This is a genomic window from Ruegeria sp. BK1 (assembly GCF_056535645.1).
This window is the reverse complement of record NZ_JBQFIS010000001.1, coordinates 2,121,523-2,142,734: the sequence shown is the minus strand read 5'-3', so window position 1 is coordinate 2,142,734 and position 21,212 is coordinate 2,121,523. Positions and strand designations below refer to the sequence as shown.

General features: G+C 58.5%; 21 protein-coding genes and 1 tRNA gene. 14 read left to right on the top strand and 8 right to left on the bottom strand.

All coding sequences use genetic code 11. From position 1 onward, the window contains the following. Positions 1-26: 26 nt before the first annotated feature. Complete coding sequence (locus ACR3E7_RS10735) at positions 27-317, top strand: antibiotic biosynthesis monooxygenase family protein (RefSeq protein ID WP_170772381.1); 291 nt, start codon at positions 27-29, stop codon at positions 315-317. A gap of 121 nt (positions 318-438) precedes the next feature. On the opposite strand, the gene ACR3E7_RS10730 is transcribed toward ACR3E7_RS10735, so the two are convergent. Next, the gene (locus ACR3E7_RS10730) at positions 439-867 is read right to left on the bottom strand and encodes a hypothetical protein (protein WP_480505800.1); all 429 of its coding nucleotides are present in this window, start codon (positions 865-867) and stop codon (positions 439-441) included. 90 nt (positions 868-957) lie between these two features. Further along, entirely contained in the window at positions 958-3,144 is a 2,187-nt protein-coding gene (uvrB, locus tag ACR3E7_RS10725) for an excinuclease ABC subunit UvrB (RefSeq protein WP_480505802.1), read from the bottom strand. Between the two features lie 153 nt (positions 3,145-3,297). Between uvrB and ACR3E7_RS10720 the strand changes: the two genes are divergently transcribed. From ACR3E7_RS10720 to ACR3E7_RS10710, 3 genes are all read left to right on the top strand, one after another. Further along, on the top strand, positions 3,298-3,609 hold the full coding sequence (locus tag ACR3E7_RS10720; RefSeq protein ID WP_480505804.1) for an ETC complex I subunit: 312 nt from the start codon (positions 3,298-3,300) through the stop codon (positions 3,607-3,609). Continuing rightward, a complete protein-coding gene (locus tag ACR3E7_RS10715) occupies positions 3,563-4,087 on the top strand; it encodes a GNAT family N-acetyltransferase (protein ID WP_480505806.1) in 525 nt (174 codons plus the stop codon). Before ACR3E7_RS10720 ends, ACR3E7_RS10715 begins: the two co-directional genes overlap by 47 nt. 21 nt (positions 4,088-4,108) lie before the next feature. Further along, a tRNA-Arg gene (locus ACR3E7_RS10710) sits at positions 4,109-4,185 on the top strand. 41 nt (positions 4,186-4,226) lie between these two features. On the opposite strand, the gene ACR3E7_RS10705 is transcribed toward ACR3E7_RS10710, so the two are convergent. Beyond that, positions 4,227-4,418: a hypothetical protein gene (locus ACR3E7_RS10705; RefSeq protein WP_170772373.1), complete on the bottom strand. Its 192-nt coding sequence runs from the start codon at positions 4,416-4,418 to the stop codon at positions 4,227-4,229. A 173-nt stretch (positions 4,419-4,591) separates the two neighbouring features. Here ACR3E7_RS10705 and iolG point away from each other — a divergent pair, with 173 nt between their 5' ends. The 8 genes from iolG to iolB all read left to right on the top strand — a co-directional run bounded on the left by iolG (position 4,592) and on the right by iolB (position 13,589). Beyond that, positions 4,592-5,590: an inositol 2-dehydrogenase gene (gene iolG, locus ACR3E7_RS10700; protein ID WP_480505808.1), complete on the top strand. Its 999-nt coding sequence runs from the start codon at positions 4,592-4,594 to the stop codon at positions 5,588-5,590. Positions 5,591-5,753: 163 nt separating this feature from the next. Next, complete coding sequence (locus ACR3E7_RS10695) at positions 5,754-6,668, top strand: sugar ABC transporter substrate-binding protein (protein ID WP_237215832.1); 915 nt, start codon at positions 5,754-5,756, stop codon at positions 6,666-6,668. Between the two features lie 84 nt (positions 6,669-6,752). Next, positions 6,753-7,877, top strand: a complete 1,125-nt coding sequence (locus tag ACR3E7_RS10690) for an ABC transporter permease (protein ID WP_480505810.1) — start codon at positions 6,753-6,755, stop codon at positions 7,875-7,877. Between the two features lies 1 nt (position 7,878). After that, positions 7,879-8,697, top strand: coding sequence for an ATP-binding cassette domain-containing protein (locus ACR3E7_RS10685; RefSeq protein WP_170789788.1), 819 nt, complete (start codon positions 7,879-7,881; stop codon positions 8,695-8,697). Between the two features lie 79 nt (positions 8,698-8,776). Beyond that, a complete protein-coding gene (gene iolD / locus ACR3E7_RS10680; RefSeq protein WP_480505812.1) occupies positions 8,777-10,609 on the top strand; it encodes a 3D-(3,5/4)-trihydroxycyclohexane-1,2-dione acylhydrolase (decyclizing) in 1,833 nt (610 codons plus the stop codon). Next, entirely contained in the window at positions 10,606-11,505 is a 900-nt protein-coding gene (iolE, locus tag ACR3E7_RS10675) for a myo-inosose-2 dehydratase (RefSeq protein WP_480505814.1), read from the top strand. Before iolD ends, iolE begins: the two co-directional genes overlap by 4 nt. 47 nt (positions 11,506-11,552) lie before the next feature. Then, positions 11,553-12,734: a phytanoyl-CoA dioxygenase family protein gene (locus ACR3E7_RS10670; RefSeq protein WP_480505815.1), complete on the top strand. Its 1,182-nt coding sequence runs from the start codon at positions 11,553-11,555 to the stop codon at positions 12,732-12,734. Between the two features lie 48 nt (positions 12,735-12,782). Continuing rightward, positions 12,783-13,589 (top strand): 5-deoxy-glucuronate isomerase, encoded by an 807-nt coding sequence (gene iolB / locus ACR3E7_RS10665; protein ID WP_480505817.1) that lies wholly within the window; start codon positions 12,783-12,785, stop codon positions 13,587-13,589. A gap of 2 nt (positions 13,590-13,591) precedes the next feature. Here the strand turns inward: iolB and ACR3E7_RS10660 are convergent, their stop codons facing one another. Genes ACR3E7_RS10660 through ACR3E7_RS10650 form a run of 3 tightly spaced genes read right to left on the bottom strand, consistent with a single transcriptional unit; the run spans position 13,592 to position 16,241 of the window. Then, positions 13,592-14,431 carry a class II fructose-bisphosphate aldolase gene (locus ACR3E7_RS10660; RefSeq protein WP_480505819.1) on the bottom strand — a complete coding sequence of 280 codons (840 nt, stop codon included), beginning with the start codon at positions 14,429-14,431 and terminating at the stop codon, positions 13,592-13,594. Beyond that, entirely contained in the window at positions 14,428-15,264 is an 837-nt protein-coding gene (locus ACR3E7_RS10655) for a 5-deoxy-glucuronate isomerase (RefSeq protein WP_170789793.1), read from the bottom strand. Before ACR3E7_RS10655 ends, ACR3E7_RS10660 begins: the two co-directional genes overlap by 4 nt. Positions 15,265-15,272: 8 nt before the next feature. Further along, positions 15,273-16,241, bottom strand: a complete 969-nt coding sequence (locus tag ACR3E7_RS10650; protein WP_480505848.1) for a PfkB family carbohydrate kinase — start codon at positions 16,239-16,241, stop codon at positions 15,273-15,275. 127 nt (positions 16,242-16,368) lie between these two features. Between ACR3E7_RS10650 and ACR3E7_RS10645 the strand changes: the two genes are divergently transcribed. Beyond that, a complete protein-coding gene (locus tag ACR3E7_RS10645) occupies positions 16,369-17,472 on the top strand; it encodes a Gfo/Idh/MocA family protein (RefSeq protein WP_480505821.1) in 1,104 nt (367 codons plus the stop codon). Between the two features lie 36 nt (positions 17,473-17,508). After that, the gene (locus tag ACR3E7_RS10640; protein ID WP_170772348.1) at positions 17,509-18,642 is read left to right on the top strand and encodes a Gfo/Idh/MocA family protein; all 1,134 of its coding nucleotides are present in this window, start codon (positions 17,509-17,511) and stop codon (positions 18,640-18,642) included. Here ACR3E7_RS10640 and ACR3E7_RS10635 read toward each other — a convergent pair whose 3' ends face one another. Next, positions 18,643-19,641: a LacI family DNA-binding transcriptional regulator gene (locus ACR3E7_RS10635; RefSeq protein WP_170784741.1), complete on the bottom strand. Its 999-nt coding sequence runs from the start codon at positions 19,639-19,641 to the stop codon at positions 18,643-18,645. 505 nt (positions 19,642-20,146) lie between these two features. Then, complete coding sequence (locus tag ACR3E7_RS10630; RefSeq protein WP_480505823.1) at positions 20,147-21,151, bottom strand: AraC family transcriptional regulator; 1,005 nt, start codon at positions 21,149-21,151, stop codon at positions 20,147-20,149. Between the last annotated feature and the right edge of the window lie 61 nt (positions 21,152-21,212).

Here is a 21,212-nt window from a genome sequence, read left to right as displayed (position 1 = left end):
ATTTCGCCAGACGAGGGAGGAACATTATGTTTGCGCGTATTACTCAATTCAAAATGAAGCCAGGCACGCGCGAGGCCGCGACGGCGAAAATGAACGCATTGAAGTCAGAAATCATGGGCATGCCCGGCATGCACAGCTTTACCAATGTGATGAACGAAGACGGCTCGGGCTATGTGATCTCGGTGGTCGAGAGCGAGGCGACCTCGAACGCGAATGCCCCGAAAGTGGCCGAACTGTGGGGCCATTTCGCCGAGTTCATGGAAGGGCCGCCGACACCGGTTGGGTATGATGTGATTGCCCATTGGGATAAGGGGTGAACGCTGACGTGAGCGAGAAAAACTCGCTCGGGTTCAAAACGATTGAGATTTGCTCACTTAGTCCACATTGCCGTGAAAACGCGGTGAAATCTATGTCAGGGATGGTTGCGTTCCGGATGACTTAGGATAGTTGTGCTCCCGCACATTCGCGAAAAACCCGCACTGGGTCAGCAGCGCCGACCAGCGAGAATGTGGCCACATGATCCTGCGTGAATGCGTAGGCTATTTGGTTGTACTCCAACCCATCAAGCACGTTTCCGAAGCCCGTATTCGTGACGGTCAAAGACGTTGCGCCGTTGGAAAGAACATGGTGCGATGTAGAAATCTCGATCGGTGACGAGCCTTCAAAACGCATTGCAAACCACGGGGCTTGTTTCCAAACAGAGTTCGTTTGGGTCACGGTGATTGAATAAAGCGGTTTAGACGGGTCGTAGGTGAGAAATATTTTCGCTGCGTCAGTCTCGTGCGAAAGCGTGCAAATTTGACCAACGGTTGCATCCCACGCAAAGGCAGGCGTGCTAAGGATCAGTGATATCAGAACGGCTCGCATACTTTGAACCTAGCCACGGAATGCGGTTAGGCAAGGCGGCTGAAGCAAACAACGCCATGTGCTGCAACTTTGTATTGCGTCGCCAACAGTCTAACGCTTCCGTCGCTTCACATTCCCACCGCGTTGCCCCGGACGTCCAGCCGTTGACCGACCACGCGATTTCACCGCATCCTCGGACGCTTTCTCGACCGCCCATTGGCGCGCCATGGGGTCGTCGGCGACGGCCAGATCGACCGCCTCCAGACGTTTGATCTCATCCCGAATATTGGCGGCCTCTTCGAATTCAAGGTTCTCGGCGGCTTTGCGCATCTGTTCGCGCAACCCGTCCAGATGGGCCTCAAGGTTGGCGCCGTGCATCGGTTTGTCGATGGTGGCGGTGACGCGGTTCATGTCGACGTCGCCCTCATACAACCCGGCCAGAACGTCCTCGACATTCTTTTTCACCGTCTCGGGGGTGATCCCGTGTTCCTCGTTATAGGCGATCTGCTTGGCGCGGCGGCGGTTGGTCTCGTTCAACGCGCGTTCCATGGAACCGGTGATCTTGTCGGCATACATGATAACCCGGCCCTCGGCATTCCGCGCGGCGCGGCCGATGGTCTGGACCAGAGAGGTCTCGGACCGCAGGAAGCCTTCCTTGTCGGCGTCCAGAATGGCGACCAGCCCGCATTCGGGAATGTCGAGCCCCTCGCGTAGAAGGTTGATGCCGACCAGCACGTCAAACGCGCCCAGCCGCAGGTCGCGCAGGATTTCGATCCGTTCGATCGTGTCGATATCCGAGTGCATGTAGCGCACCTTGATGCCCTGTTCGTGCAGGTATTCGGTCAGGTCTTCGGCCATGCGTTTGGTCAGGGTCGTGACCAACGTGCGGAAGCCATCGGCGGCCACCTTGCGCACCTCATCCAGCAGGTCGTCCACTTGCATCGAAACGGGGCGGATTTCGACCTCGGGGTCCAGCAGGCCGGTAGGGCGGATGACCTGTTCGGTGAAAACGCCACCCGATTGGTCCAGCTCCCACGCCGCCGGGGTGGCTGAAACAAAGACGGATTGTGGGCGCATGGCGTCCCATTCTTCGAACTTCAGGGGGCGGTTGTCCATGCAGGACGGCAGGCGGAACCCGTGTTCGGCCAGTGTGAATTTGCGCCGATAGTCGCCCCGGTACATGCCTCCGATCTGCGGGACAGACACGTGAGATTCGTCGGCAAACACGATGGCGTTGTCGGGGATGAATTCGAACAGGGTCGGGGGCGGTTCGCCCGGCGCGCGGCCGGTTAGATAGCGCGAGTAGTTTTCGATCCCGTTGCAAACGCCGGTCGCCTCAAGCATTTCCAGATCGAAATTGGTGCGCTGTTCCAGACGCTGGGCTTCCAGCAATTTGCCCTCGCCGACCAGTTGGTCCAACCGGATGCGCAACTCTTTTTTGATGCCGATGATCGCCTGCTGCATCGTGGGCTTGGGCGTCACGTAGTGCGAGTTGGCGTAGACCCGGATCTGCTCCATCGTATCAGTTTTCTCACCGGTCAGAGGGTCGAACTCGGTGATCTGTTCCAATTCTTCACCGAAGAATGACAGCTTCCACGCACGGTCCTCAAGGTGGGCAGGCCAGATCTCCAAGGAATCGCCACGAACCCGAAAGGACCCGCGCTGAAATGCTTGATCGTTGCGGCGGTATTGCTGAGCCACCAGATCTGCCATCACCTGCCGCTGATCATATTCGCTGCCGACTTTCAGGTCTTGCGTCATCGCCCCGTAGGTTTCGACTGAGCCGATGCCGTAGATACAAGACACCGACGCCACGATGATCACATCATCACGCTCCAACAACGCGCGGGTGGCCGAGTGGCGCATCCGGTCGATCTGTTCGTTGATCTGGGATTCTTTTTCTATGTAGGTGTCGCTGCGCGGCACATAGGCCTCGGGCTGGTAGTAGTCATAGTAGCTGACGAAATACTCGACCGAGTTTTCGGGGAAGAAGCCTTTGAACTCACCATAGAGCTGCGCGGCCAGCGTCTTGTTGGGCGCAAGGATGATGGCAGGACGCTGGGTTTCTTCGATCACCTTGGCCATGGTGAAGGTCTTGCCCGTGCCGGTCGCGCCCAGCAGAACCTGATCCCGCTCGCCGTCCTGAACGCCGCCTGCCAGTTCCTTGATGGCCGTTGGCTGATCCCCTGCGGGGGAAAAATCGGTATGCATGACAAACGCCTTGCCGCCTTCCAGTTTCAGGCGGGCACGGACGTCTTCGGCAGTCAGCTGGGTCTTGTCGGAATGTGCATAGGCCATAAGGGGAGATTCCTTTCGGGCCTGATTTTGATCTGTTTTTGTTCTTGTTCAAGAGGCCATTTCAATCACACCAAGTTGCGACATTTACGGACTTGTCCGCGCAGCAGCTCTGGCGCATAAACATGCCCAGCCAAGTGAGTACGGAGAGGCGACATGCGCGCACGGATTTACCAGCCTTCGCGAAATGCGATGACCTCGGGGATGGCCAAAACCCGCAAGTGGGTTCTGGAATATGCCCCTGCTTCGTCGCGTGAGGTTGATCCGTTGATGGGTTGGACGTCCTCCAGCGACACGCAAACTCAGGTGCGCCTGAAATTCGACACCAAGGAAGAGGCGTTGGACTACGCCAAGGACCATGGAATTGAAGTGCAGGTCAGCGAACCGCATAAGCGCAAACCCAACGTTCGAGCAGGCGGCTATGGTGAAAATTTCGCCACCAACCGGCGCGCACCCTGGACGCACTGAATTGATCGACATCCGCGAAGCTGACCCAACATCGGACGCGCTGCGCCCGGTGATCGAGGCGCATTTTGCCCATAGTGAAACTGCGGGACCGGCGGAAAGCAATCATACGATGGATGCCAGCGGTCTTGCGGGGCCTGGTATCCGGTTCTGGGCGATGTTTGACGCCGAACAGGCCATCGGCTGCGGTGCGCTCAAGGCGTTGCCGGATGGCACGGCCGAAGTTAAATCCGTGCATATCGTCGCAGCGGCGCGTGGCCGGGGTCTGGCGCGCGCCATGATGGCCCATCTGGCGGATGTCGCGCGGTCTGAAGGGATGCAGGCACTGGTTCTGGAAACCGGGGCAGCCCATTTGCCCGACTATGACGCGGCGCGTAAGCTTTACGAGGCGCTGGGCTATTCCTATTGCGGCCCGATCTTTGGTTACTCCGAAGACCCAAACAGTGCCTTCATGCGCTTGGCCCTTGAACCCCGCGCATAAAAACCGCAAGAAGGGCGCAGCGGTCCCTTAGCTCAACTGGATAGAGCAGCTGACTTCTAATCAGCAGGTTGAGGGTTCGAGTCCTTCAGGGATCGCCATTTCTCACCGGTTTGGCCCGACAGGCCCGAGCATCGCGCGATCACCGCGCCAGAACATACCGCGCGACCAGAAAGATGCCGACAAGTGCGGCGATCATGATCTCGGGGTTCTGTTCGAAATATCCGACCCAGTACGAGATATTCGACCCTCCGCCACCACCTCCGCCGCGGTAGCCACCGCCACCGCCGACAGAACCGCCAACCGTACCCGTGGCAATTCCATATTCAACCATTGCAACACCCCCCGGAACTCGCAAACAGGGCTGCATCTTATCATGAAACCCAAGAAAAATCCTCTGTCGGTCGAACCGGGTGCTGACACTGGAATACGCAACAGCAAAAAAATTCTTGCAACCGGTTGCAAAAACCAACACTGTGGCTTGGAATAAGGATTCGAGGAACCCTCATGCTGAACGTCGGATTGATTGGCGCGGGACGGATTGGCCGTGTTCATGCTGAGGCTATAGCCGGGCATGCGCAATCCAAGTTGAGCGCCGTGTCTGACGCTGTGGCCGAGGCCGCCGAAACTCTGGCAAGCGCATATGGGGCGCAGGCATGCACCTCCGAGGCGGTGATCAATGACCCGGCGATTGATGCGGTGCTGATCGCGTCACCGACGGACACCCATTCGGACCTGATCGAAGCGGCGACCCGTGCCGGAAAGGCGGTTTTGTGCGAGAAACCGGTTGATCTGGACCTGAAACGGGCAATTTCCTGCCAACAGGTCGCGGCCGCAACGGGTCAGCCCGTGATGGTCGGGTTCAATCGCCGCTTCGATCCCAGTTTCGCGTCTTTGAAGCAGGCTTACACCAGCGGAGATATCGGCAAGGCCGAGTTATTATCGATCACCTCTTTCGATCCAGCTCCGCCGCCCGTCAGCTATGTCAAAACCTCTGGCGGGTTGTTTCGGGACATGATGATCCATGATTTCGATATGGCGAATTACCTTATGGGGCAGGCGCCGATCACGATTTCTGCGGTTGGATCCTCGGTTGTGGATCCCGAAATCGGGGCTGTTGGAGACGTGGATACCGCTGTAACCACAATGACTTACGCCAATGGTGCCATCGCGGTGATCAAGAATTCGCGGCGTGCAGCCTATGGTTATGATCAGCGGGTTGAATTGCTTGGGGCCGCTGGGTTGCTTCAGGCCCATAACGTTCTGGAAAACACGGTCGTCAAATCCACGGTCGATGGCGTGGTTGGAGCAAAGCCAACGTATTTTTTCCTGGAGCGCTACATGCCAGCCTACCGGGCCGAATGGGATGCGTTTGTCGGCGCGGTGCAAACCGGCATGGCGATGCCCGTCACGTTGGAGGATGGCGTGACCGCCTTGGCAATGGCCGAGGCTGCGACCCGCTCGGCAAAAACCAGGCAACCGGTCGCTTTGGAGGATGTGTTTTGAAACCGGTTGCAAAATTGCCGGATATCCTCAAACTGAGGAAAGCCCGGTGCCGAACCGGGGCAGAGGAGATTCGGTTTAACCGAATGGCCGGGCAAACCCGGCACACAGATTGACTGTTCTATTGGGAGGAATGGAAATGAAGAAGTTTGTAAAGGGCGTGCTGATGGCCAGCGCCGTTGCGTTCGCGGGCGTCACTGGCGCTGCGGCCGAGGGCGAGAAGTACATTCTGGTCAGCCACGCTCCGGACAGTGACAGCTGGTGGAACACCATCAAGAACGGGATCGCTCTGGCGGGCGAGCAGATGGGTGTCGAGGTTGAATATCGCAATCCGCCTACCGGTGACTTGGCCGACATGGCGCGGATCATTGATCAGGCCGCTGCTTCGGGTCCGAACGGGATTATCACGACGCTGGCGGACCCCGACATTCTGGAAGGCCCGATCAAAGCTGCCGTGGATTCGGGAATCGACGTTATCATCATGAACACCGGCACGCCGGAAAAGGCGCGCGAAGTGGGTGCGTTGATGTATGTCGGCCAGCCTGAATATGACGCAGGCTACGCCGCCGGTCTGCGCGCCAAGGGCGACGGTATCGGCTCGTTCCTATGTGTGAACCATTATATCGTGCAGCCCTCCAGCCAGGAGCGTTGTCAGGGTTTTGCCGACGGTCTGGGGATCGAACTGGGTGAGCAGATGATCGACGCTGGTCAGGACCCGGCCGAGATCAAGAACCGCGTTCTGGCTTATCTTTCGGCCAACCCCGATACGGATGCCGTGCTGACGCTGGGGCCGACCTCGGCTGATCCGACCATTCTGGCGCTGGAAGAGAACGGCATGGCCGGTGACATCTATTTCGGCACCTTCGATCTGGGTGGTGAGATCGTGAAAGGTATCAAAAGCGGTGTGATCCAGTGGGGCATCGACCAGCAGCCTTTCCTTCAGGCCTATCTGCCGGTTGTTGTGATGGCCAACTACCACCGCTATGGCGTTCTGCCGGGTAACAACATCAACTCGGGCCCCGGTTTCGTGACCGCAGACGGTCTAGGTAAAATCGAAGAGTTCGCGGGCGAATACCGCTGATCTTCAATTTCGGTGCGGACGCGGTTGCTGCGTCCGCACCCTAGCAAAATCTAAGCATTCTATAGAGCGCGAGGGGAGGCACCTATGGCTGAATCAGCGCAATCCGCAATGGGCGGTGACGAACGGATCAAAGAGATCTCGCCGTTGCGTCGTGCCCTGATCCGTCCAGAACTGGGTGGCATGGTCGGCACCGTCGCCGTGTTCACATTCTTCCTGCTATTCGCCTTTGACAGTGGGATGTTCAACGCGCAGGGCGTAATGAACTGGTCAATTGTCTCGGCTCAATTCATGATCATTGCCGTGGGCGCCTGCCTACTAATGATTGCAGGTGAGTTTGACCTGTCCGTAGGCTCGATGATCGGGTTCGCGGGGATGATGATCGCAATCTTCTCGGTCACGCTCAGTTGGCCGGTCTGGATGGCGATCATTGTGACCTTCGCGCTGTGCATCTTTATCGGTGCGGTGAACGGCTACATCGTTGTGCGTACGGGATTGCCCAGCTTTATCGTAACGCTGGCCTTTCTGTTCATTCTGCGTGGCTTCACCATCTACTTGCCCCAAACCATTGAGCGTAAAACCATCATAGGTGGCATTCGCGACGTGGCCGAGGGCGATTGGCTGGCTGCAGTCTTTGGTGGCAAGGTCGGGCAGGGTCTGTTCGTCTGGTTGGGCGATGCGGGCATTATCGAGACCTTCGAGCGCGGTACGCGTGCCGGTCAGCCTGTGGTCGACGGCATTCCGATGCTGGTCATTTGGGCGCTTGCCATCATCCTCTTTGGTCACATCCTTCTGACCAAGACAAAGTTCGGCAATTGGATTTTTGCTGCGGGCGGTGATGCCGAGGCGGCGCGAAATTCTGGTGTACCGGTGAACCGGGTCAAGATTCTGATGTTCATGTTCACCGCTTTCTGCGCCACGGTTTTCGCCACCTGTCAGGTGATGGAGTTCGGATCAGCCGGGGCGGATCGCGGCTTGCTGAAAGAGTTTGAGGCGATCATTGCCGTGGTCATTGGCGGCGCGCTGCTGACCGGAGGTTACGGTTCGGTGCTGGGTGCGGCCTTGGGCGCGCTGATCTTTGGCGTTGTTCAGCAGGGGCTGTTCTTTGCGGGGGTCGAAAGCTCACTCTTCCGGGTATTTTTGGGTGTGATCCTGCTGGGTGCGGTGATCCTGAACACCTATATCCGCCGCATCATCACAGGAGAACGCTGAGATGACCGAAGATACCAAATTCCATCACGGCGACGCGCAGGAACGGGCCCCAATCATTCGGATGGTCGATATCCAGAAACACTTTGGCTCGGTGATCGCTCTGGCCGGGGTCAGCTTCGATCTGAGGCCAGGTGAGTGTCATTGCCTGCTGGGCGACAACGGTGCAGGCAAATCGACCTTCATCAAGACCATGTCAGGGGTGCATAAACCAACGGCGGGTGAGATCTTTTTCGAAGACAGGCCGATGCATTTCGAAGATCCGCGCGATGCGATTGCGGCGGGGATCGCGACGGTGCATCAGCATCTGGCCATGATCCCGCTGATGAGCGTCAGCCGAAACTTCTTCATGGGCAATGAACCGACGAAGAAAGTCGCGGGCATCAATTTCTTCGACAAGAAACTGGCCGATGAGATCACCATGGAGGAGATGCGTAAGATGGGCATCAACCTGCGTGGGCCTGATCAGGCGGTCGGCACCTTGTCAGGGGGGGAACGCCAGACGGTTGCCATCGCCCGTGCGGTGCATTTCGGCGCGAAGATTCTGATTTTGGACGAACCGACCTCGGCCCTTGGGGTGCGCCAGACCTCGAATGTTTTGGCCACGATCGACAAGGTGCGCAGTCAGGGCGTCGGCGTTGTTTTCATCAGCCATAACGTGCGCCATGCCTTGGCGGTTGGCGACAGGTTCACTGTGCTGAACAGGGGACAGACGCTTGGTACTGCTAAACGCGGTGAAATCTCGCCCGAAGAGTTGCAGGATCTCATGGCCGGTGGACAGGAACTGGCCGAACTGGAAGGGTCGCTGGGCGGGACCGTCTGACACGGACCCGTCACGCATATTGGTAAAACTGAAATTCAACGGATCGCCCATAAGGGCCTTGTGTTGAAAGGAAACACGAATGAGCAAGACAATCCGACTGACCGCGGCGCAGGCTCTGGTCCGCTATCTTGGCGCGCAGATGAACGAGGCTGGAGAACCGTTTATCGCAGGCGTCTGGGCCATCTTTGGCCATGGGAATGTGGCTGGGCTGGGCGAGGCGCTGCATGCCGTCAAAGACAGCTTGCCCACCTATCGCGGCCACAACGAGCAGACCATGGCCCATTGCGCGATTGCCTATGCCAAGCAAAAGCGGCGGACGCAGACGATGGCGGTGACGTCCTCGATCGGGCCGGGAGCCACGAATATGGTGACGGCGGCGGCGCTGGCCTATGTGAACCGGCTGCCGGTCTTGCTGTTGCCGGGTGATGTGTTTGCGACGCGCGGGCCCGATCCGGTTCTGCAACAGCCCGAGAATTTCAGCGACGGTACAGTCAGCGCCAACGACTGCTTCCGCCCGGTCAGCCGCTATTTCGACCGCATCACTCGGCCTGAACACCTGCTGACCGCCCTGCCGCGCGCCTTCCGCACCATGACGGACCCCGCCGATTGCGGGCCGGTCACACTCTCCTTCTGTCAGGATGTGCAGGCCGAAGCCTATGACTATCCCGAAAGCTTCTTTGAGCCCCGAGTCTGGTATCAGCGCCGCATCCGCCCGGATGAAGGTGAGCTGGCCCGCGCGGCGGCGGCGCTCAAGGCGGCCAAACGGCCGGTGATCATCGCCGGGGGCGGCGTGCACTATTCGGATGCGACAGAAGCGTTGCAAAGCTTTGCTGAAATGCACAACATTCCCGTCACCGAAACGCAGGCGGGCAAGTCCGCGTTGGCCTGGGACCATCCGTTGAACCTGGGCCCCGTTGGCGTGACCGGGGGCGAACCGGCCAATGAGGTCTGCGCCGAAGCTGATCTGGTTTTGGCAGTAGGGACGCGGTTGCAGGATTTCACCACCGGATCATGGGGCCTGTTCTCGAACCCGGATCGCGAGATGGTGTGTCTGAACACCAACGCCTATGACGCTGAGAAACACAGCGCGATGCCGTTGCAATCGGACGCGCGAGTCGGATTGACCGAGCTGGGCGCTGCCCTTCAAGGCTATCGCGCCGATCCTGTTTCGGACACGCTCAAGGCGGATTGGTACGGTAAGGTCGACAAGCTCACGGACGCGCCCGGCGACGGGAATGCTCTGCCGACGGATATGCAGGTGGTGGGCGCAGTCCAGCGCGCCTCGCATAACGATACGGTGGTGATGTGCGCGGCCGGGACCATGCCGGGTGAACTGCACAAACTGTGGAAAGCCCCGCGCCCTGGCGCATATCACATGGAATACGGCTTCAGCTGCATGGGGTACGAGATCGCGGGCGCCATGGGCATCAAGATGGCCGAGCCCGAGCGCGACGTGATCTGCTTTACCGGCGACGGCACCTATATGATGGCCAATTCCGAGATGGCCTCGGCCGCGATGATGGGCGTGTCCTTCACCGTGGTGATCACCGACAACCGGGGCTTTGGCTGCATCAACCGCCTGCAGATGGGCACCGGTGGAGCCGAGTTTAACAACCTGTTGGACCACGCGGTGCATGAGAACCCGTCCAGTATCGACTTTGCGGCTCATGCGGCAGCGATGGGGGCGACTTCGGTCAAGGCCGGCTCGATTGCCGAGCTCGAGGACGCGCTTGCCAAACGCGCCGATATCAAGGGGCCGTATGTGGTTGTCATCGACACCGATCCCTACCCCTCGACCGAATATGGTGGCACGTGGTGGGAAGTGGCGGTGCCCGAAGTCAGCATCCGCCCTGAAGTGAACGAAAAACGCGCGGCTTACGAGTTGGCGATCAAGGAAAGAAATACCAAATGAGCGTGAAAATCGGAATCTCTCCGATCGCGTGGCAGAATGATGATCTGCCGGATCTGACGGCCGCGTACACCATGGAGCAGGCGCTGAAGGAGTCGCGTGAGATTGGCTATACCGGCGTCGAACGCGGCCAGCGGATGCCCGGCGATACCGAAGGTCTGCGCGCTTATCTTGAGGCGAATGACATTGCGCTTTGCGGTGGTTGGTGCTCGGGCGCGTCGCTGGTGAATGATTTTGCCACCGAACGCGAGGCCGTGCGCGAACAGGTCGAACAATTCGTGGCGCTGAACAGCCCCTGTATCGTATACGCCGAATGCTCGAACACCGTTCAGGGTCAGATCGGAACGCCGGTGAACGACCGCCCGAAATTGTCGAAGGATGAGGTTCTGGCCTACGCCGCCAAGATCACCGAATTGGCCAAGTGGATGGCGGATCAGGGTATGCCAATGGCCTATCACCATCACATGGGCACGATCATCGAAAGCGAAGATGACGTGAACTGGCTGATGGAAGGGTCGGGCCCCGAGGTGAAGCTGTGCTTTGACACCGGTCACCTGCTGTTCGGGGGTGGCGATGTGCTGGCCACTCTGAACCGTTGGGGCGACCGGGTGCATCACGTGCATTTCAAGGATATCCGCCCGCAGGTCGTGCAGGAAACGCGCGAGAACAATGGCAGCTTTCTGGATGCCGTCATTGCCGGCGCCTTCACCGTGCCCGGTGATGGCTGCATCGACTTCCAAGCCGTCGCAAACGCGCTGAAGACGATGGATTACCGCGGCTGGATCGTGGTTGAGGCCGAACAGGACCCCGCCAAAGCGCCACCCTACGAGTATTCGAAGAAGGGTTACGAACACATTGTCGAAGTCTGTGAGGAGGCTGGGCTGACGATCACTGCATGACTCACCGCCCGATGGGCAACACCAAAGCCATGAGAAAGGAGAAAATCATGGTAAGCCAAGAGCTTGGATATGTCGGATATTTTGACCGGGAATCCTGTGATCTGGATGAATTCAAGGTGTTGACCTCTCAGGCCCTACAGGCGTCAGCGGTGCCGCATGCGGCGGGCATTGAAAAGAACGTACCCGTTTATGACATGAGTGCCCTGCGGCCTGCGCTAGAGGATGGCGCGCGGCGTCAAGCTCTGCTTGCGGAATTGGGGCAGGTGTTGAACAGCTCGGCCGGGGTGATCGCGCTGAAAGGTGCTTATGCGGATACCACCGTGATCGACCGGGCGACGGAGGTGTTTCAACAGATCATCGACGAAGAGCGCGAAGGCGGGGCAGGCGAAGGCGATCACTTTGCGGCCTCGGGTGCCAATGACCGGGTGTGGAATGCGCTGCAAAAGCAATGCATGAAGGATCCCGAAGGTTTTGCGCTCTACTTTGGCAATACCTCGATTGCGGCCGTGTGTGAGGCGTGGCTGGGACCGAATTATCAGATGACCGCACAGGTCAATCAGGTCCGCCCCGGCGGCAAGGCACAGCAAGCGCATCGGGATTATCACCTAGGCTTTCAAAGCGCGGAAAGCGCCGCTCGGTATCCGGCCCATGCGCATTTGGTGACAGCGACTCTGACCTTGCAGGGCGCGGTGGCTCATTGCGATATGCCGGTCGAAAGTGGTCCGACCAAGCTGTTGCCGTTTTCGCAGCTTTATGCTCGGGGCTATCTGGCGTTTCACGATGAGGCGCATCGCGACCATTTCGAAGCCAACTATATCCAGTTGCCATTGGACAAAGGTGACGCTGTTTTCTTCAACCCAGCGCTGTTTCATGCGGCGGGCGAGAACTGCAGCGGGGATATCAACAGGATGGCGAACCTGCTCCAGGTCTCTTCAGCCTTTGGGCGCGCGATGGAGGCCATAGATCGACGTGCCATGTCGCTGAGGGCGTTCCCGGCGCTGGTGTCGCTGAAGCAGCGTGGCGATCTGTCGGGGCCTGAGCTGGACGCGGCCATCGCGGCCACCGCCGAGGGGTATCCGTTTCCAACCAATCTGGATACGGACCCACCGGTTGGCGGGAACGCCCCCGCCAGCCAAGCCGATATCCTGCGCAGCGCGGTATCCGAAGGGTGGACAGAAGAACAACTGGCACAGGCGCTTGCAGCGCTGGAAACCCGACAGGCAGCATAAGGCAATATCGGGCGGGCGAACATGCCCGCCCCACACGGAGAACACGAGATGGCGGACCTTTTGAAAAAACCCTTCGGCACGCGCGGCAAGGTGCACGATATCACCCCGGCCAGTGCCGGTTGGCGCTATGTCGGGTTTGGTCTCTATCATCTTCGCGCGGGCGACACAGCTTCTGAGGTGACCGGTGATCGCGAGGTCATCCTGGTCATGGTCGAAGGTAAGGCGCAGATCACCGGGGCGGGGCAGGATTGGGGCGTGCTGGGCGACCGGATGGATGTGTTCGAAAAGACCCCTCCGCATTGCCTTTATTTGCCCAACGGGACCGATTGGCAGGCGGTTGCGGAAACTGATTGCGTTCTGGCCGTGTGTTCTGCCCCCGGTCAAGGCGGACATCAAGCGCGTCGTATCGGGCCGGACGGCATTACTTTGACTGAACGGGGCAAGGGCACCAACACGCGCCATATCAACAACATCGCGATGGAGGCGGAAGACTACGCCGACAGCCTGCTTGTGACCGAGGTTTTTACGCCAAACGGCAACTGGTCATCCTATCCAAGCCATCGCCATGACGAGGATGACTATCCCCGCATCACCTATCTGGAAGAAACCTATTATCACCGCCTGAACCCCGCCAACGGGTTTGGCATTCAGCGAGTCTACACAGATGACGGCCAATTGGATGAAACCATGGCCGTTTCAGATGGCGACGTGGTCTGTGTCCCTCGGGGCCACCATCCCTGCGGCGCGCCCTATGGGTTCGAGATGTATTATCTGAACGTCATGGCCGGGCCCTTACGCAAATGGCGCTTTGTCCCGGCCCCTGAGGTCGAATGGATCATGGAACGCGACGCCTGAGCTTAGCGCTGAGGTGGTGCGCCAAAGGCCCGAATGACGGTACGAGCGGCGGCCTCGACCGGGTCATGGGTCTCTTTCAGGATGGTCACGCGGTCGAACCGCTCCGGGTCACGGTTCACGGCTTCTCGCATGGCGGCGCCAAAGGCCATGCGCAGCTCGGTTCCGATGTTGAACTTGCAGATCGACGTCTCGCGGGCTAGGCGCGCGCGTTGCTCGACCGGCACGCCCGAACCACCATGGATCACCAGCGGCACCTCGGTCATCGCGTCAATCTCGGCGATACGGGCCTCAACCAGCCCGCCCTCTTTGTCTTGTTGCAGATGCACATTGCCGACCGAGATTGCCATCGCGTCGACACCGCTTTGCCGGGCGAATTGGGCGGCCTCGGCAGGATCGGTTCCGTTTGACCTCTCACCCCCAGAATAACCGACAAAGCCAATCTCACCCTCGCAGGAAATCCCTGCGGAATGGGCCATTTCGGCGATGGCAGCGGTCTCATCGATATTCTGCTGCAAGGGCTTGCGCGAGCCGTCAAACATCAGCGAGGTAAAGCCGCTGTCCAGTGCGATCTTGCAGTCCTCATACGTATAGCCGTGATCCAGATGCGCCACGACCGGGACTGAGGCATTTTCCGCCAGATGCCGGAACATCTTGCCCAGAACGGGCAAAGGGGTGTGCTCACGACAGCTTGGGCCCGCCTGCAGAATAACCGGGGCGTTTTCCGCCTCGGCCGCGCCCACATAGGCGCGCATGTCCTCCCATCCCAGCGTCACAAGCCCGGCGACGGCATAACCCTGCGTGTAGGCCGGTTGCAGGACGTCTTTCAGCGTAACGAGGGTCATTTGAACTTGGCGATCATGTCTTTGATGCCCGGAATCGTCTCAATCTGATAGGCATGGGTGGGTTGGAAATACTGCACCAGAGACCGCTGGGTCAGACCGCCAAGGATGGTGAAATAATACATCTCATAGCCCGGCAGGACGCAGCAGGGGTGATACCCTGTATCAATGCAAACGGTCGAGCCATCGACGATGTGATAAGCATCCCCCGGTTCGTTATCCTCGCGCTGCAACATCTGCAGGCCCGAGCCCCAGTTGGGTTTGAATCGGAAATTATAGGTCTCATCATGCCGCGTCTCATCGGGCAGGCGGTTGGTGTCGTGCTTGTGGCTGGGGAACCCGGACCAGCCGCCCTGACCGACGGTGAACAGCTCGCTCACCAACAGACGGCCCACTTTGTCGTGCTGCTTTTGACCCAGAATGTGCTTGATCTTGCGATGAGTTTTGGTGTCGTCACTGCCATATTGCACAAGGTCATGCTCGCGCACATCGAACGGGTCCAGCACCTTGTCATATTTGGCTCCGGCCACGAAGACCTCAGCACTATTGGACAGGCAGACCATCTGCGCCTTGGCGCCTACCGGCACATAGGCCCCTTCGGGCTCGCCGTCCCAAACATCCTCGCCCCGGTTTCCCAGCGCCGGGAATTGTACGCCCTCGACCTCGATATCGACACTACCGGTGGCGGGCACGATGCAGGTCTCATAGCCGGGCACCTGGTATTCGAACGCCTCGCCCTTTTTCAGTTTGACGATGTTGAAATAGTTCAGCGGCACCGTCGGATCGTCGACATCCACGATGGGTTTGTTCTGGTTGTCAAAAGGGGCGATATGCATTGAACCTCCTAGGTCGTCGGACCGGGGTGGGACGCAAGAAAGGCGTCCAGTTGAGCCGTGGTGGGCATGGCGGGCGCACAGCCGGGTTGCGAGACCACGATGGATGCACAGGCTGATCCCCGCATCACCGCGTCGCGCAGCGAATGGCCCGCCGCGATCGATGCCAGTAAACCGGCCATGAAACTGTCGCCTGCGCCCACGGGTTTGATGGCGTCAACGGCATAGATGCCGGTTTTGTATTCCTGCCCATCCGCCAGCGTGATCGCACCCTTTTCACCCATTTTATAGATGACGACGCGCCCTGGCTTGCGGGCCAATTCCTGAGCTTTAGCAAAGCCTTTCTCGATACCGCCGGCCATGAATCCGAACTCTTCGTCGTTGCCCACGATCAGATCGCTGGCTTCGCCCGCACGGGACAGCACGTCAGCGGCCACTTCGGGCGAGGGCCAACTATAAGGTCGGTAGTCAATGTCAAAGATGATCGGCAGCCCTGCGGCGCGCGCATTGTCGAACGCGCGGAACGTCGCGCTGCGCGAGGGTTCGGCGGCAAAGACTGTTCCGGCCGAAATCGCGGCGGAAAATCGGCCATAGTCCACCCGGTCCATGTCCTCTTCGGTAACTTGAAAATCGACCGCACCGTTGCGGTAGATGACGTTCTGGAAATTCTCAACACAGCTTTCATAGACCGCCAGCGAAATCCGATATTCACCGCCAATCACGCGAATGAACGAGGTATCCACGCCGTAATGCGCAAGCCGGTTCAGGCAGAACCGCCCCACCGCGTCATCCGAGACCGAAGTGATCAGCGACGCCTGGCTGCCCAGCTTGACCAGCCCGGCGCAGATATTGGCGGACGAGCCGCCCAGATCAGTGCGAAAGGTTTCGGCGTGTTCGCTTTTGGTGCCGATGGGGTCGGCAAACATATCCATGCCTGCGCGTCCGAAAACGGCAAATCGGTTTCCTTTGATCCCATCCATCAAAGTGCTCACGTCTTGTCCTCCGGCGAAAAGGGGCGGGCAGGGATCGTTGGTCCTTGCGTTAAATCGATTCTCACGATACTGATTTTGCAACCGGTTGCAAATATATTGTTCGGAGCCGTTGCAAATGCCTGAAATCGGAATTGGAATCGTCGGTGGCGGCTATATGGGCAAGGCCCATTCGGTTGCGATGGCCGCTGTTGGCGCCGTGTTCAACACAGCCTTACGCCCGCGTCTTGAGATGATCTGCGCCTCGACCCCTGCCAGTGCGGAACGCTATCGCGCAGCTTACGGGTTCGCTCGTGCGACGGATGACTGGCAGTTATTGGTCAACGACCCAAAGGTCGAGGCGGTCGTGATCGCTTCGCCCCAGTCTACGCATCGTCAGATCGCCGAGGCGGCCTTTGCGCTGGGCAAGCCGGTGCTGTGCGAAAAACCTTTGGGGGCTTCTTTGGAGGACAGCCACGCAATGGTGGCGGCCGCCGAAGCAGCGGGTGCCATCAACATGGTTGGCTTCAACTATATCCGAACACCTGCCAGCCAATATGCACGGCAGTTGATCGCGGATGGAGAGATCGGGGACATCACCTGGTTTCGGGGGGAACATACCGAGGATTTCTACGCCGACCCCCAAGCCCCAGCGACCTGGCGCACGACGGGCATGGCAAACGGCACGATCGGTGATCTGGCCCCACACATGGTCAACGGTGCGATGGCCCTGATCGGGCCTATTGCACAGGTGATGGCCGATGTAGAAACCGTCCACCGGCACAGGCCGGGCGGAGAGGTTACGAATGACGACCATGCCCAGATGATGTGCCGGTTCGAAAACGGCGTCATGGGGAACCTCTATTTCAGCCGCGTCGCGACGGGACGAAAGATGGGTTATGCTTATGAGATCACGGGAACCAAAGGCGCGATCCGCTTTGATCAAGAGGATCAGAATGCCCTGTGGCTGTATCGCCGGGAAGGCCCCGAGGCGTCGCGGGGTTTCACCAAGATCCTGACCGGACCCGCGCACCCGGATTATGAACCCTTCTGTCAGGGACCGGGTCATGGAACTGGCTATCAGGACCAGATCATTATCGAGGCGAAGGATTTTTTGCACGCCATCGACACGGGTGAAAACATCTGGCCGACCTTCCGCGACGGGCATGAGGTGAACCGTGTTCTGGCGGCGGTGCATGCGTCTTCGGACCAGCGGAAATGGCAGGACGTCAGTCAATTCTGACCGAACAAACGACAAGATAACAGAGAGACTAAGATCATGGCAAAGCTGAAATGGGGCATGATTGGTGGCGGCGAGGGCAGTCAGATCGGGCCCGCCCACCGGTTGGGTGCGCTGGCCGACGGGATGTTTGAATTCGCCGCAGGCGCGTTGGACCATCGCCCAGAAGTCGGGCGAGAATATGCGCAGCGTCTGGGCGTGGCGCAGGACCGTGCCTATGGCGATTGGCAAGAGATGCTAGCTGGTGAAAAAGACCGCCCCGACCGAATTGATCTAGTGACGATTGCCACTCCGAACGCGACCCATTTCGAGATCGCCAAAGCCTTTCTCGAGGCCGGTTTCCACGTGTTATGCGAGAAGCCGATGACCATGACCGTGGAAGAGGGCGAGGAGATCGTGCGTGTGGCCAAAGCATCGGGCAAAATCTGCGCGGTGAACTATTGCTATTCCGCCTATCCGATGGTGCGGCAGGCGCGTGCGATGGTGCGGGCGGGCGATATTGGCAAGGTGCGTCTGGTAGTGACAAATTTCAGCCATGGCCACCACGGTGACGCGACCGACGCGGATAACCCTCGTGTGCGCTGGCGCTATGATCCAGCGATGGCGGGCGTATCCGGGCAGTTCGCCGATTGCGGCATCCACGCGCTGCACATGGCAAGCTTCATCAGCGACGATGAGGTAAAAACCCTGTCTGCCGACATGGCCTCGACCATCGTCAGCCGTGAGCTGGAGGATGACGCCATGATCAACTTCCGCACCGAGGGCGGCGCGGTTGGTCGGCTGTGGACGTCATCTGTGGCTATCGGGCGACAGCACGGGTTCGATATTCAGGTCTTTGGTGAAACCGGAGGTCTGCGCTGGGCGTCCGAGCAGCCCAATCAGTTGGTCTATACCCCGGTCGGAGGGCGCACGCAGATCATCGAAAAAGGCGAAGGCGGGTTGCATGACGACGCGCAGCGCCTGTCGCGCGTAGCGATTGCTCACCCCGAAGGATTCCCGCTGGCGGTGGCCAATATATACTGCGATCTGGCCGATGCCATTCAGGGAGAGGTCCGAGACGGGCTGCCAACCCCCGCCGACGGCGTGCGGTCGATTGCCGCCGTTCACGCGGCGGTCGCGTCGTCCAAGAATCATGGTGCCTGGACCGACGCGCGCCCGCCAATGTTTCGCTGATTAGGGGCGGGGGCGCAATGTGCCCCGCTCAATCACCCGGCAGGGAAAGATACGGGCCTCGGGGTAACGCTCGGGGTCTTTCAGCATCTCTTCGACCAGATCGACAGACGCGGTAATGATCTGCTTGATCGGCTGGTGAATCGTCGTCAGATCGACGCTTTCCCAGCGCGACATCTCCATATCATTCAGACCAATGATACCAATATCTTTGCCGGGTTGCAGGCCGTGGTCGGACAGGGCCGACAGCGCACCGATCGACAGGATGTCGTCGCCGCAGAAATACCCTTCGGCCGGGGTGCCGGCCAGCAGGCGCAGCATTTCGGCGCGGCCAGCCTCGAACGAATATCCGGTCGCGAAAGAATGTGAGACTTTCAGGTTTGGGTGTTTTTCAACCTCTTCCATGAACCCGTGATAGCGATCCATTGCCGATGTAGCATCCTTGGGACCACCCAGATAGCCGACGTGCCGATATCCCCGCGCCAGCAATTCCCGCGCCGCCATCCGCCCGCATTCGACGTTGTCGATCCCGACCACATGAACCTCGGGCGAGGTGGCCGACCGTCCGAATGTGTGCACCACCGGAACGCCCGCATCATGAAACGCCTTTGCAAAGCTGGGCGGCAGGGTAGATGAGGCCACAATGACGGCATCCACCGAATATTGCCGCAGCATTCTGACCGAGTTTGCGGGCTCGGTCTCATCCGTCAGGTTCACGATCAACGGGCGCAAGCCGCGTTCTTGCAGGGCGCGGGTAAATTGATCAAACACCTCCAGGAAGATCGGGTTGTGGAAGTTGTTCGAGATCAGCCCGATCAGTTTGGTCCTCCCGGTGGTCAGGCTGGAGGCCAGCGCGTTCGGGCTATAGCCCAGCTCGGCTGCAGCCTTTTCGACTTTGCTGCGGGTTTTGGCAGAAACCGACGCGCCTTCGGTAAAGGTGCGCGACACGGCGGACCGTGAAACCCCAGCAAGTGCGGCAACGTCTTTTAGCGTGACACTCATGAACGGGGCCAGTGAGCAAGTAAGGTGGTATTCGTCATTTTCATGGCAAATACTATGCCCCGTTGCACCCATTTTGCAATCGGTTGCAACAAGGTCGCATCGCCGCAGGCCTGGATTGAGGGGATGGTGGGTGATGAAAGACACGGCCTTCCGGCAAATTCGGAGCCAACGAAGCGTTTTAACTCAAACCGCACGTGCAATAAGGTGTTGTTTTCCTCTGCCGCGACCAGTGCTATCTTGGAGAGATGCCTTGCGTTGTCAGTGGCTTGGGGGTCGCACCGTTTCCCCAACGGTTCAATAGCGCATGACAACTTGCTTCAATCAGAATTGCTGCCGATCGAACTTAATCAGAGGTTTGCTGAAGCGGAGGCGTAGCACTGTAAGAGCTGCCGTAGGGGCTATGGGGAAATTGACCCCCTGCGATCCTAAGATAGGGGCTTCAAAAAATGTGTTGCGAATACTTGTTGGTCCCTACTTGTAAAGTAGTGGAAAAGCAGTCCAGCAATTATGCACTAAGGCGGAACTTGGTCGGTGTCATTCCGGTTTGACTTCGAAAAAAGCGAGTGAAATGGGACTTGTCAGAATAGCCGAGCATCAGACCGATCTCTGCAATTGTCATCTGGTCTTCTTTTAGGTGCTCCTTTGCCACATCGACACGCAGCCGCTTGATTTCGCGGGGTAGCGTTGTGCCTTGTTGCTGAAGGGCCTTCAGAAACCGTTCCGGCTGTATCCCCAGCAACCCAGCCACTACATTTGGTCCCAAATCGGTTTCATCTAGCTTGTCACGTAAAACAGATCGCAAAGCTGCCACCACGGTTACTTCTTCATCTTGTCGCGGTGCGGCTACGGGTTTGCCAGAACACTCAGAGACATGGTGCAAAAACAACCATTCCACAGGAAAGCTAATTTGCATTCCGGGATAGGTTCCCAAGCCAACCTCGATCCCCTTATAGTCGATAGGTAGACCATTGATGTATCTGCTTTCCCATCGCACGCGCGAAGAATCCCAGGAATCGCCGACGACGGTCTGCAATAGGCGCACATAGATTGCGGCTCCAAAGCCGGTCACCTGAACGGGTGGAACAGTCGGTTCTTGCTGCCTTTCGATACGATAGGTCGCTTTGTCCGCTTCAATGACAAGGCTGTGCCGCACAGAATTGGATTCCTGCGGCACAAGCCGGACAAATCGGGTAAAAAACTCGAATAATGTCTTTGTCGATTGCAAGGCCTGGGCGAAAGGTGGCCATGCTTGCAGGTCAAACGTCTCCCCAACATTCAGTCCAAGATACCGATCCCTTGAAACTTCTGAGAAGGTATTAACCAACCCGTAGACCAACTCTGAATGAACGAACACGGATGGGTCAGACAACAGTTCGGCCTTCAACCCGACCTGATCCAAAGCTGGTTGCGGATCGATCTCGCGGTCGATGAGATACTGCAAAAACGGGGCAGCCAAAGAGAGGCGAATAAAGCCCTCGCTATGCTCTTGAGAGGTGGTGTTGAAAGGCAATCTCGTCACCTTTTTCTAGGATTGAATGCGCTGTTCAGTGGCCATTTTTACTATCACATTC

What these genes read in the sequence shown, in the direction of transcription:
- iolD (WP_480505812.1), top strand. Translation starts at nt 8,777, where the DNA reads ATGAGCAAGACAATCCGACTGACCGCGGCGCAGGCTCTGGTCCGCTAT.
- iolB (WP_480505817.1), top strand. Translation starts at nt 12,783, where the DNA reads ATGGCGGACCTTTTGAAAAAACCCTTCGGCACGCGCGGCAAGGTGCAC.
- ACR3E7_RS10695 (WP_237215832.1), top strand. Translation starts at nt 5,754, where the DNA reads ATGGCCAGCGCCGTTGCGTTCGCGGGCGTCACTGGCGCTGCGGCCGAG.
- ACR3E7_RS10730 (WP_480505800.1), bottom strand. Translation starts at nt 867, where the DNA reads ATGCGAGCCGTTCTGATATCACTGATCCTTAGCACGCCTGCCTTTGCG.
- ACR3E7_RS10715 (WP_480505806.1), top strand. Translation starts at nt 3,563, where the DNA reads ATGGTGAAAATTTCGCCACCAACCGGCGCGCACCCTGGACGCACTGAA.
- ACR3E7_RS10670 (WP_480505815.1), top strand. Translation starts at nt 11,553, where the DNA reads ATGGTAAGCCAAGAGCTTGGATATGTCGGATATTTTGACCGGGAATCC.
- iolG (WP_480505808.1), top strand. Translation starts at nt 4,592, where the DNA reads ATGCTGAACGTCGGATTGATTGGCGCGGGACGGATTGGCCGTGTTCAT.
- ACR3E7_RS10660 (WP_480505819.1), bottom strand. Translation starts at nt 14,431, where the DNA reads ATGACCCTCGTTACGCTGAAAGACGTCCTGCAACCGGCCTACACGCAG.
- uvrB (WP_480505802.1), bottom strand. Translation starts at nt 3,144, where the DNA reads ATGGCCTATGCACATTCCGACAAGACCCAGCTGACTGCCGAAGACGTC.
- ACR3E7_RS10705 (WP_170772373.1), bottom strand. Translation starts at nt 4,418, where the DNA reads ATGGTTGAATATGGAATTGCCACGGGTACGGTTGGCGGTTCTGTCGGC.
- ACR3E7_RS10645 (WP_480505821.1), top strand. Translation starts at nt 16,369, where the DNA reads ATGCCTGAAATCGGAATTGGAATCGTCGGTGGCGGCTATATGGGCAAG.
- ACR3E7_RS10690 (WP_480505810.1), top strand. Translation starts at nt 6,753, where the DNA reads ATGGCTGAATCAGCGCAATCCGCAATGGGCGGTGACGAACGGATCAAA.
- ACR3E7_RS10720 (WP_480505804.1), top strand. Translation starts at nt 3,298, where the DNA reads ATGCGCGCACGGATTTACCAGCCTTCGCGAAATGCGATGACCTCGGGG.
- ACR3E7_RS10685 (WP_170789788.1), top strand. Translation starts at nt 7,879, where the DNA reads ATGACCGAAGATACCAAATTCCATCACGGCGACGCGCAGGAACGGGCC.
- ACR3E7_RS10635 (WP_170784741.1), bottom strand. Translation starts at nt 19,641, where the DNA reads ATGAGTGTCACGCTAAAAGACGTTGCCGCACTTGCTGGGGTTTCACGG.
- ACR3E7_RS10735 (WP_170772381.1), top strand. Translation starts at nt 27, where the DNA reads ATGTTTGCGCGTATTACTCAATTCAAAATGAAGCCAGGCACGCGCGAG.
- ACR3E7_RS10655 (WP_170789793.1), bottom strand. Translation starts at nt 15,264, where the DNA reads ATGCATATCGCCCCTTTTGACAACCAGAACAAACCCATCGTGGATGTC.
- ACR3E7_RS10640 (WP_170772348.1), top strand. Translation starts at nt 17,509, where the DNA reads ATGGCAAAGCTGAAATGGGGCATGATTGGTGGCGGCGAGGGCAGTCAG.
- iolE (WP_480505814.1), top strand. Translation starts at nt 10,606, where the DNA reads ATGAGCGTGAAAATCGGAATCTCTCCGATCGCGTGGCAGAATGATGAT.
- ACR3E7_RS10650 (WP_480505848.1), bottom strand. Translation starts at nt 16,241, where the DNA reads ATGGATGGGATCAAAGGAAACCGATTTGCCGTTTTCGGACGCGCAGGC.